Origin of the sequence: Kitasatospora sp. NPDC059408 (assembly GCF_042751525.1) — a bacterium.
Classification (GTDB): Bacteria; Actinomycetota; Actinomycetes; order Streptomycetales; family Streptomycetaceae; genus Kitasatospora.
On the sequence record NZ_JBHYWI010000006.1, the window covers coordinates 178,512 to 188,450 of the forward strand.

At 72.6% G+C, this 9,939-nt stretch carries 9 protein-coding genes; 6 read left to right on the forward strand and 3 right to left on the reverse strand.

Annotation, left to right across the window (positions count from 1 at the left end; genetic code table 11):
• Positions 1-286 precede the first annotated feature (286 nt).
• Positions 287-478, forward strand: coding sequence for a helix-turn-helix domain-containing protein (locus tag ACFXDE_RS06865; RefSeq protein ID WP_380491570.1), 192 nt, complete (start codon positions 287-289; stop codon positions 476-478).
• 112 nt (positions 479-590) lie between these two features.
• On the opposite strand, the gene ACFXDE_RS06870 is transcribed toward ACFXDE_RS06865, so the two are convergent.
• Positions 591-1,967 carry a rhodanese-like domain-containing protein gene (locus ACFXDE_RS06870; protein WP_380491572.1) on the reverse strand — a complete coding sequence of 459 codons (1,377 nt, stop codon included), beginning with the start codon at positions 1,965-1,967 and terminating at the stop codon, positions 591-593.
• Between the two features lie 227 nt (positions 1,968-2,194).
• On the opposite strand from ACFXDE_RS06870, the gene ACFXDE_RS06875 reads away from it, so the two are divergent.
• The 3 genes from ACFXDE_RS06875 (at position 2,195) to ACFXDE_RS06885 (ending at position 3,962) form a co-directional block, all read left to right on the forward strand.
• Positions 2,195-2,554, forward strand: a complete 360-nt coding sequence (locus tag ACFXDE_RS06875) for a rhodanese-like domain-containing protein (protein ID WP_380447422.1) — start codon at positions 2,195-2,197, stop codon at positions 2,552-2,554.
• Positions 2,551-3,303 carry a sulfite exporter TauE/SafE family protein gene (locus ACFXDE_RS06880; protein WP_380491575.1) on the forward strand — a complete coding sequence of 251 codons (753 nt, stop codon included), beginning with the start codon at positions 2,551-2,553 and terminating at the stop codon, positions 3,301-3,303. The genes ACFXDE_RS06875 and ACFXDE_RS06880 overlap by 4 nt, the downstream gene beginning before the upstream one ends.
• Positions 3,304-3,395: 92 nt before the next feature.
• Entirely contained in the window at positions 3,396-3,962 is a 567-nt protein-coding gene (locus ACFXDE_RS06885) for a rhodanese-like domain-containing protein (protein WP_380491577.1), read from the forward strand.
• A gap of 95 nt (positions 3,963-4,057) precedes the next feature.
• On the opposite strand, the gene ACFXDE_RS06890 is transcribed toward ACFXDE_RS06885, so the two are convergent.
• Both ACFXDE_RS06890 and ACFXDE_RS06895 read right to left on the reverse strand, forming a co-directional pair.
• Positions 4,058-4,735: an RICIN domain-containing protein gene (locus ACFXDE_RS06890; RefSeq protein WP_380491579.1), complete on the reverse strand. Its 678-nt coding sequence runs from the start codon at positions 4,733-4,735 to the stop codon at positions 4,058-4,060.
• Positions 4,736-4,890: 155 nt separating this feature from the next.
• Positions 4,891-6,834, reverse strand: coding sequence for an Ig domain-containing protein (locus ACFXDE_RS06895; protein ID WP_380491581.1), 1,944 nt, complete (start codon positions 6,832-6,834; stop codon positions 4,891-4,893).
• 267 nt (positions 6,835-7,101) lie between these two features.
• On the opposite strand from ACFXDE_RS06895, the gene ACFXDE_RS06900 reads away from it, so the two are divergent.
• Positions 7,102-9,432 carry a hypothetical protein gene (locus ACFXDE_RS06900; RefSeq protein ID WP_380491583.1) on the forward strand — a complete coding sequence of 777 codons (2,331 nt, stop codon included), beginning with the start codon at positions 7,102-7,104 and terminating at the stop codon, positions 9,430-9,432.
• A gap of 75 nt (positions 9,433-9,507) precedes the next feature.
• The gene (locus tag ACFXDE_RS06905; protein ID WP_380491585.1) at positions 9,508-9,921 is read left to right on the forward strand and encodes a hypothetical protein; all 414 of its coding nucleotides are present in this window, start codon (positions 9,508-9,510) and stop codon (positions 9,919-9,921) included.
• Positions 9,922-9,939 lie beyond the last annotated feature (18 nt).

Genomic DNA, 9,939 nt, shown 5'->3' on the forward strand with positions numbered 1-9,939 from the left:
CTGCATGGCACTCGGCCCGACCGGGGCCGGCCGCGCGATGGACGACCCCCTCGAAGGCAACCCCGAACGCCTTCGAACCTGCCTTCGGCGGCCCGCTCTCCACCGCGCGCCGGTGATACGAGCCAGCCTGAGGTACTCCGTTGGCTGACACGCTCGGACATCGCCCTGACCGCCCGACAGTGCCGCCGGGATGGCTTCGCTCCCACGAGGTTACAGCGCAGCCAAATCGTGCGTTGTCGCTGATCTTCGGGGTCCGCTGGATCCACCTGGTCACCGAGGAGAAGCCGTGTCCGAGCAGTTCATGAGCGTCAGGCAGGCTGCCGAGTATCTGAACATGTCCGTTGCGTGGGTGTATCGCGAGGCGCAGCGTGTGGGGCTGGTTCCTTATCGGTTCGGTGCCGGTGCGAATGCGAAGTTGCAGTTCAAGGTGTCCGAGGTGCAGGCCTGGGTGCGGCAGCAGCGACTGTCTGGAGGGTAGGTCCATGGCGGTTGCGAGGGGCGTGTCCATGAGGGCAGACCCCTCGCGCGTTTTCCGCGGCCAGGGCTTTCGCGGCTGGGTCGCATCCGGGCGACCGCCTCGGCTCCGGTGATCAGGCGTCGGTGAGGGTGTGCCAGGCGCCGTAGCCGCCGAGGAGGTCGGAGACATCGGTGCGGCCGTGGTGGCGCAGGAGGCTGGCGGCGATGGAGGAGCGGTGGCCGCTGGCGCAGTGGATGACGAGGGGGTGGTCGGTGGGGATCTCGTCCAGGCGGGTGGGGAGTTCGGCGAGGGGGATGTGGAGGGATCCTTCGATGGAGCCTGTTTCGCGTTCGCCGCAGGTGCGGACGTCGAGGACGGTGGGGGGCTGTTCGGTGGTGAGGGCGGTGCGGAGTTGGTCGGCGGTGAGGCGGCTGGCGGGGGTGAGGTCGTCGGCGAGGGCGGTCAGGGCGGTGGCGGGGTTGCGCAGGTAGCCGGCGATGTGGTCGAAGCCGATGCGGGCGAGGCGGGTGACGACCTCGTCCTCGCGGTCTTGCGGGGCGATGATCGCGAGGTCGTGGTCGGGGGTGAGGACGGTGCCGGCCTGTTCGGCGAAGCGGCCGTCGAGGGGGACGTTGATGGCGCCGTGGAGGTGTCCTGCGCCGAAGTCCTGGGGGTTGCGGGCGTCGAGGACGACGGCACCCGCGGTGCGGGCCTCCTGGAAGGCCTCGGGGCACAGGGGGCGGGCGGGGTTGGTGCGGTCGAGCAGGGGGTGGTGCTGCCGGTTGAGGGCGGCGTCGTGGCCGAAGTAGGCGGGGGCGGCGGACTGGCCGGCGGTGACGATGCGGACGAAGGTGTCCTGGTCCATGGGCTGGCAGGCGTAGTTGGTCAGGCGCTGCGCGCCGATGGTGGACTGCTTCTCGGTGGAGAGGTTCTTGCCGCAGGCCGACCCGGCGCCGTGGGCGGGGAAGACCCGGACGGCGTCGGGCAGGGCCATGAGCTTGCGGTGGACGGAGTCGTAGAGCATGGCGCCGAGGTCCTCGGCGGTGACACCGGCGGAGGCGAGCAGGTCGGGGCGGCCGACGTCGCCGATGAACAGGGCATCGCCCGTGAGGACGCCGTAAGGGGCCTCGTCGTCGGCGTGCTCGTAGACGAGGACGCTGATCGACTCGGGGGTGTGTCCGGGGGTCTCCATGATCTGGAGGGTGACGTCGCCCAGCGTGATCCGCTCGCCGTCGGCGAGGTGGCGAATCGGGTACTCGGTCTCGGCCCGGCGCCCGTAGCCGATCCACGCGCCGGTGCGGTCGGCCAGCTCCAGGTGGCCGGCCAGGAAGTCGGCGTGGAAGTGGGTGTTGATCACGCCGACGACGGTCAGACCGCGCGCCTCGGCGTCGGCGACGTACTCGTCGACGTCGCGGCGCGGGTCGACGACGACGGCACGGCCGGTGCCCTCGTCGGCGATCAGGTACGAGGCCTGCGAGAGACAGTCGAGGTAGAACTGGGCGAAGTACACGGGCACCTCCTGGGCGGCGCGACAGTGGCGCCGCGAGACGATCTCGATACCCCCCTCGGTATGCCTACCAGCATAGGGCCGCCATGGCCGAATACCGGGAGGGGTATCGCCGAACGGTTTCGATAATACCCCCGGGGGTACTATGGTGAGCCGCAGGGGGGATCCGGCCGCCGTCGCCGAGAGCCGTACGGGGCCGTCGACACAGTCACCCACCTCTGGAGAAGCCCATGCCCGCACAGCCGCCCGCCCCCGGGCAGACCACCGCCGCGGATGCCCACGACCTCGCCCGCAGCGCCGGGGCCGTCCTGCTCGACGTCCGCGACGCGGCCGAGTACGCCGCGGGCCACGCCCCCGGCGCCGTCCACCTGCCCCTCGTCGCCCTCGCCGCGGGCGCGCCGCTCCCGCCCGTGTTCGAGGGGCGGACCGTCCTCGCGATCTGTCGCTCCGGCAACCGCTCCCAGCGGGCCGCCGAGCTGCTCACCGCGCGCGGGGCCACCGTCCTGAACGTCACCGGCGGCATGACCGCGTGGGCGCACGCGGGCCTGCCCGTGACCACGCCGGGCGGTGACGCGGGACTCGTCATATGACCGCCCTGATCCTCGCCCTCGCCGCCGGCGCCGTCGTCGGCCTCGCGCTCGGCGGCCTGGGCGGCGGCGGCAGCATGCTGGCCGTGCCCGCGCTGGTCTACCTGCTCGGCTTCAGCCCGGCCCGGGCCACCACCGCCAGCCTGCTGATCGTCGCCGCCACCTCACTGACCGGCCTGGTCGCGCACGCCCGGGCCGGCCGGGTGCGCTGGCGCACCGGCGCCCTGTTCGCCGCCGCCGGACTGCCGGCCGCCGCCGCGGCCGGGGCGCTCTCCGCGCACGTGCCGTCCGCGCTGCTCACCGCCGCCTTCGCGGTGCTGGCCGCACTCGCCGCCTGGCGGATGCTCGCCCCGCGGCGCGACGCCGGGGAGGAGGAGCGCTCCGCCGCCGGTCCGGCCCGCTCGACGGCGGCGGGCGCTGGCCTGGGCGCCGTCACCGGGCTGCTCGGCGTCGGCGGGGGCTTCCTCGCCGTCCCCGCACTGGTGTCCGTGCTCGCCTTCACCATGGCCGAGGCGGTCGGCACCAGCCTGCTGGTGATCACCGCCAACTCCCTGGCCGCCCTCGTCCCCCGGCTCGGTGCCACCGCCGCTATCGACTGGGCCGTCGCCGCCCCCTTCACCGGCGCCGCGATCCTCGGCGCGTGGGACGGCAAGCGGCTCGCCGACCGCCTCAGCGGCCGGACACTCCAGAAGGCCTTCGCCTTCGCGCTGTTGGGCGTCGCAGGCCTCATGCTCGTGACTGCCCTGCACTGAAGCTCCGCTCCGACCCCCGCACACAACTCCCCCGCGCACAGCTCACCCGCACACAGCTCACCCGCACACAACTCCCCCCTTGGAAGGCCCCCATGACCACGCCGCTGACCGTCGAGCAGCTCCGCCCCCGCCTGGAGCAGCTCACCCTCATCGACGTCCGCTCCCCCGGCGAGTACGCCGCCGGCCACATTCCCGGCGCGCTCAACATCCCCCTCGACCGCCTCGACGACGCCCTCACTGCCCTGCGCGACGCCGCCGCGCGCGGCGAACTCGCCGTCACCTGCGCGTCCGGCCCGCGCGCGACCACCGCGGTCGAACGCCTGACGGCCGCCGGCATCCCGGCCGTGCCGGTGATCGGCGGCACCGGCGCCTGGGCGAGTGCCGGCCACCCGCTCAACCGGCTGGAGGGAGCCCGCGCGGTGTGGGCGATGGACCGTCAAGTCCGGCTGGTGGCAGGCTCGCTGGTCCTCGGCGCCATGCTGACGGACCTGGTCCGCCCGGGCGCCCGCTGGCTCGCGGCAGCGGTCGGCGGCGGGCTGGTGGTCTCAGCCCTCAGTAACACCTGCGCGATGGGCAACCTGCTCGGCCGCCTCCCGCACAACCGTCCCCGCCCGGGCGCCCCGACCCTCGACGACACCCTCGCCGCCCTGCGGCGCTGATCCGCGCCAGACGCCCGCCCAGACGCCCGCCGCGACGCCCGTCCGGCCCCGGTCCGCTGGCTGCGGACCGGGGCCGGAGGGAATCGGCGAGCGCCTCAGTACCAGCGCTGCCAGGCGTTGAAGTTGTTGGTGTCCGCGTACCACAGGCCGACCGGGCTCCCGTTGCCCTGCCAGCGCGACGAGTATCCGTCGAGGGCGACGACGCTGCTGGTCTTGGGCGAGGTGAGCGAGATGTCGGCACCGTCGACGTAGGAGTGGAAGGTCTGCCCCGGGGCGCCGCCGTCCTTGCAGTCGTAGACGTTGAACTGCGCGCCCACCGTGTTGCCCCACGACTCGGGGTAGTCCAGGCAGCGGCCGGAGGCGTTGTTGACGAGTTCGAGCCCGTAGAAGGCCCCCGCGTCGTACACGCGCCACCGCCACTGCTCGGTGGGCCCGTTGTTGCAGGCCCAGAAGCCGGCGGGCGAGTTGTTCGCACCGCCGCCGCTGGCGAAGTTGTCGAGGCAGTAGCCGTCCCCGTAGGCACGGACGTGGAAGTAGAACGGCCCCGAGTCGGCGAGGGCCGCACCCGCGAGGGCGGGCTTCCCGTCGCGGGCCGCGGCCAGCACCTGGTCGAGGGCCTGCTGGGCGGTGACGGTCGCGGTCGCCGCGGGGCCTGCGGCCGGGTTCGCGGCCGGGTTCGCGGCCGGCCCCGCCTCGGCACGGGCCGCCGTGGCCGGGGCGGCGAGCGCGAGGGCGGTGAGAACAGCGGCTACCGACGCACCAAATTTTGTCATGCGCACAACGCTAGGGAGTCCGAGCCCGCCTCGGAAGGGACGCACCACAAGTGGCACATCCCCTTCCCGATCGCCCTCCGGCCCCGGCCGGGACCGGGACCGGGACCAGGGCCGGGACCGGGGCCGGGGCCGGAGGGCTGCGCCGAACGGCGGAATCAGGTCAGCTTCACCGACGCGTCGTCCACCAGGAAGGCGGTCTTCCCGCTCGTCGAGTGCGCGACCAGCTTGATGCCCACCGTCGAGCCGAACTCGGCCGCCACGTACGGCGTCAGGTCGAAGGACTGCAGTCGGTAGCCGTTCGTCGCGTCCAGGTTGCTCCAGGTCTTGACGGTCGCCATGTAGGTGCCGCTCCACTGGTCGTACAGCTCCAGCGAGAGCGTGTCCACCGCCGAGCCGCCGGGCGCGGAGGCGCCCTGGGCGCTGCCCGTGACGTTCAGCCAGAAGGACAGGTGCTCCTGGGTGTAGCCCGGGGTCGTCTCGACCCACTGGACGATCGAGTCGTCGCTCGCAGTGTTCTGCCCGAGCCACGCGTACGTCGCGCCGCCGTGCGCCTGGTGGGCGGTGGACGGCGTGATGATGTTGTAGCCGGACGGGTTCCACACGCCGTGGTCGGCGGTGCCGTTCTCGAAGCCCGGGTCGTTGAGCTGCTCGATCGGGGTGCAGCCGGTCTGCGGGCCGCGGAAGAAGCCGGCCCGGAAGGTCTGGCTCTGCGTGTTGCCCCGGTCGTCGCGGCCGGTCACGGTGATCGTGCGCCAGCCGGTCGCGTGCGTCGTCCCGGTGATGCGGCCGGTCGCCGCGTCGATCCGCAGCCCGGCGGGCAGGCCCTTGGCGCCGTACGTGATCGGGCGCCCGGCGCGGTCGGAGGCGAGGACGGCGAGGTCGACGGGCTTGCCGCTCTCGACCGTCTGCTCGCACGGACGGGTCACGAGGAGCTGCGCGTTGGCGAAGACCGGGTCGTCGCCCGTGCACAGGTGGTCGTAGTTCGACCACGTGGTCTGCACCGGAAAACTCCCGGTCGAGAGCTGGAGGTTGAACATCCCGCCGTTGCGGCCGACCGGGATCCAGGAGCACTTGTCGCCGTTCTCCTGGCCGGTCGCGTCCGTCCAGGCGCCGGAGGCGTTCTGGTCGGTGATCGTCTCGGCGTACTCGTGACCGCCGATGATCCCGTAGCCGTCGAGGCGGCCGCGCGCGCCCGGGTTGATCCAGTTGGTACCGCACGCGGGCACGTCGGTCAGGTACGGCATGAGCGTGTAGGCGAGGGTGCCGGCCGAGCTGCGCATGAAGGTGTGCCAGGCGCAGTAGCCGAGCTCCTTCCACTTGTCGGAGTCCAGGCCCTGGCCGGTGTTGATGATGTACTGCACGTCCCGGTTCTGGTTCGGGTCCGTGTTGCCGAAGTGCTTGGCGGCGGCGACGACTTCGGCCGCGATCTCCGGCTCGGTGGCGGCCTTCGGCGCGGGCGCCGCGTTGTCCACCCACACGCCCGCGAGCGTCTGGCCGGCCACCGGCATGCCGACGTGGTTGGCGTCGGGCGGGCAGTAGGACGAACCGGGCGCGATGCCCTCGCAGTACTGGGTCATCACGCGGGACCACGTGTCGGTCGTGCTGCCCAGGCCCTTGAAGAAGTCCTGCTGGTAGGGCGCGGCGGCGTCCGGGTCACCCGAGAGGGTGAGGTTTCCGGTCGTCGCGTCGGTGCCGGGGGTGCCCCACTGGCTACCCCAGTAGATCAGGTACACCTTCGGCTGGCCCGTGGTGACGCCGATCGAGTCCTGGCCGCCCCGGTAGGTCATCTGCAGGTCGTAGTTGTTGCGCGGGGCGGCGGCCGCAGTGGTCTTCGCCGCCTGCCGCTGGGCGAAGGTGGTGGCGTTGGGCATCACGTGCGGCCGGGTGGCGCCGACCTGCACCCAGGTGCCGTCGATCTGCCGCCAGCCCTCGGCGGCCGGGTGCGGATCGGCGGGCGCGGCGCTGCCCGCCGGCCCGGGCTGCCGCTCGCCCTGGGCGAGGGCCGTACCGGCGGTGCCGGTGCCGGCGAGCCCGAGGACGAGCGCCCCGAGCAGGAGTTTCCGGAGCGATCCGGCGAGACGTGAACGTGCGGTAGGCACAGGGAGGTCCTGACTCTCGGTCGGAGGAAGGGGAACGAGGAAGGGGAACGAGGAACGGGGAGAGGGAACGGGAAAGCGATGGCCGCCCTTGCGCGCCCGTTGACGGGCCCTCAGGACGCCATGTGAAATGACACATGTCACCGATCACATGGGTCAAGCCCTTCGGCCTGAGGTTCGCGCCCGCACTTGTCCCACCCGTCCCGCCGCGATTTGAACGTTCAACACTCCACTGACCAAGCGCCCCCGACGTACGCCCAGGAGCCGCTCATGCCTCCCGTGCACAACACCGTCCTGTCCAGCTTCTCCGCCCTCGCCGCCCTCGCCGTCATCGCGGGGGCGGCCCCCGCCTCCGCCGCCGGAGACGATCCGGTGGACGGCGGCACCTACGTCATCTCGTCATCCGTGGACGGCAGTTGCCTGGGCCCGCGGTTCGCCCGGCCGGCCCTCGGCACGCCCGCCGTCACCGCCGCCTGCCAGGGCCTGCTCAGCCAGCGGTGGCAACTGCGCCGCGGCGCCGACGGCTACCTCCTCGCCGACGCCGCGACCGGGCGCTGCCTCGCCGCCGACCTCACCGCCGCCGACTGCGGCAGCGCAGCGCGCCTCACCGTCTCCCCCGTGCCCGGCGGCCACACCCTCGCGACGGGCGGCCGCTGCCTCACGCCCCACCACGACGGCCCGGTCCGCGTCCAGCCCTGCACCCCGAGCCCCGCCCAGCGCTGGACGCTCACCCGCACCGAGCCGCTCCTCCTCGCCAACCCCGGCTTCGAACTGGGCGCCGACGGCTGGACGTTCACCGCCCACACCGGCCTCGCCACCAACAACCCGCACACCGGTACCCGCCTCGCCTACCTCGACGCGGGCACCGGTTACCGGGTGAGCCAGGAGGTCACCGCCGTCACCGACGGGACGTACGACCTGTCCGCGTGGATCGCGAGCGGAGCAGCGGGCGGCACCTTCTCGGCCACCGTCAACGGCACAGTCGTCCGCCAACTCGCCCTCCCCGGCCAGCCCGTCTACGCCAAGTACACCCTCCCCCGCATCCACCTCTCGCCCGGTGACCGGCTGACGCTCGCCTTCGGCTCCTCCCCCACCGGCTGGGTCAACGTCGACGAGGCCGCCGTCGCTCCCTCCGCCCCGAACGACCCGCTGATCGACTCCTCCGACCCCGAGGTCGTCGCCCTGTTCGACTGGGCCAAGACCAAGGCCAACAGCTGGGTCCAGCAGGCCGGCGCCCCCGGCATCCTCAACCTCGACGAGAACCACCCCGACGGCACGGGCACCGCGGCCTACGACACCACCTACTGGGCCGGCTACCCGTTCCGGTCCGACTTCTACAGCCGCGACTTCGCCCACCAGCTCGTCGGCGCCCACCTGTTGGGGCTCGACGCCCAGAACAAGACCATGCTGCGCGCCTTCGCCGCCTCCGCGACCGACGCCAACGGGCTGGACCCGGTGTGGTCCGTCAACTTCGACGCCAAGACCCCGGGCAGCATCGACTACCGCAGCCCGAGCAGCTTCGTCCGGGAACTCCCCGCCCCCTTCGAGCTCGTGGAGAAGACCGGCGAGGCCTACCGCTGGACCGGCGACCGCGACTACACCGACGACCCCGTCCTCACCCGCTACGTCCGCGGCACCCTCGGCCCGTACATCGCCCGCCACCCCGGGCCCCTCGACAACGGCGGCGTCCCGATCCCGCAGGCCGCCAGCCGCAACATCTTCAAGGGCACCGCGAGCTACGCCGAGAACGCCACCACCACGTACGCCGAGGCGGGCGACGCCCTCGGCGCCCAGTACCAGGCCTACCTCGCCGCCGCGACCCTCGCCTCCTCGCGCAGCGACCGCGCCGCCTACCGCCAGGCCGCCGAAACCCTCCGGCGATACGCGAACTCCGTCTGGACGGTGGACCCGCAACACCCCGGCGCCGTCGTCCACGGCTACGACACCGGCGGCCACCCCCTCACCGACTGGGGCTACGAGGCGAGCATCCTGATGCCCGCCAAACACCTCCTGGACGCGGGCCCGCGCCGGGACGCCTTCCTCGCCGACCTCGACGCCCAGGACTCCGGCCCGCGACGCTCCGACAACCTGGAGGCCTACACCTACCTCCCGGACGCCTTCTTCGCCGCCGGCGACGGGGACAGGGCGTGGAAGTGGATGCGCACCATCTACGAGGCCACCCCCCAAGTCCACACCAGCGGCCGCATGTTGAACGGCGACTACCCCGAAGTCCCGTTCACCCTCCTGTCCCAGACCGTCCAGGGCCTCCTGGGCCTCACCCCCGACGCCTCCGCCGCCTCCGACGCCGTCGAGACCACCTCCCACCTGCCGACCTCGATGACCTGGCTCCAGGTCGCGGACATCCCCGTCGGCACAACGCGGATCACCCTCCGCCAGGGCGGCCACAGCGCCACGACCCTCACCAACACGGGCCCGACCCCGCTCACCTGGACCCCCCGCTTCCCCGGCACCCACCCCACCATCACCGTCAACGGCACACCGCACCCGGCCCAGACCACCACAGCGGACGGCACCACCTACAGCACGGCCACACTCCACGTCTCCCCCGGCGAGACCACGACAGTCACCACCTCCGGCTAGGTTCGGGCGTGCGGCCGGCCGCGTGCGGACACATCTCGGTAGCCCGGAGGGTTTCGGCATGAGAGCCTCACGATCATGGCCACGGAAACCGAGGTGGGCGAGCTGTTGCACCAGCGCGGCTGGCGGACGGCGTTCACGGTCTCGGACATGGTGAACGCGTGGGCCGCCCTGGTGGGTGTCATCGAGCGCGGCTATGACGACGACATCCACGAGTACACCAACGACCTCTACTGCCGGAACTGGCTCCACGAGGCGTGGCTCCTGCTGGACGAGCACCTCGTCCAGCTCTGGACGCCGCGGATCAAAGCCCTGGACGACCGGTACAAGGCCGCGACCGTCGACGACGACGGCCAAGCACTCGACCGGTTCCACGAACTGCCAGGCCCCGACCTGTGGTGGTGGCGGCGACACCCCCGCATCCTCACCGGAGACCTCGGGCGGTCACTCCGCTCGGCCGGGGCCATCGGCACCGACCCGGACGCGGCCTGACCCTCAGCGTGGTGGGAG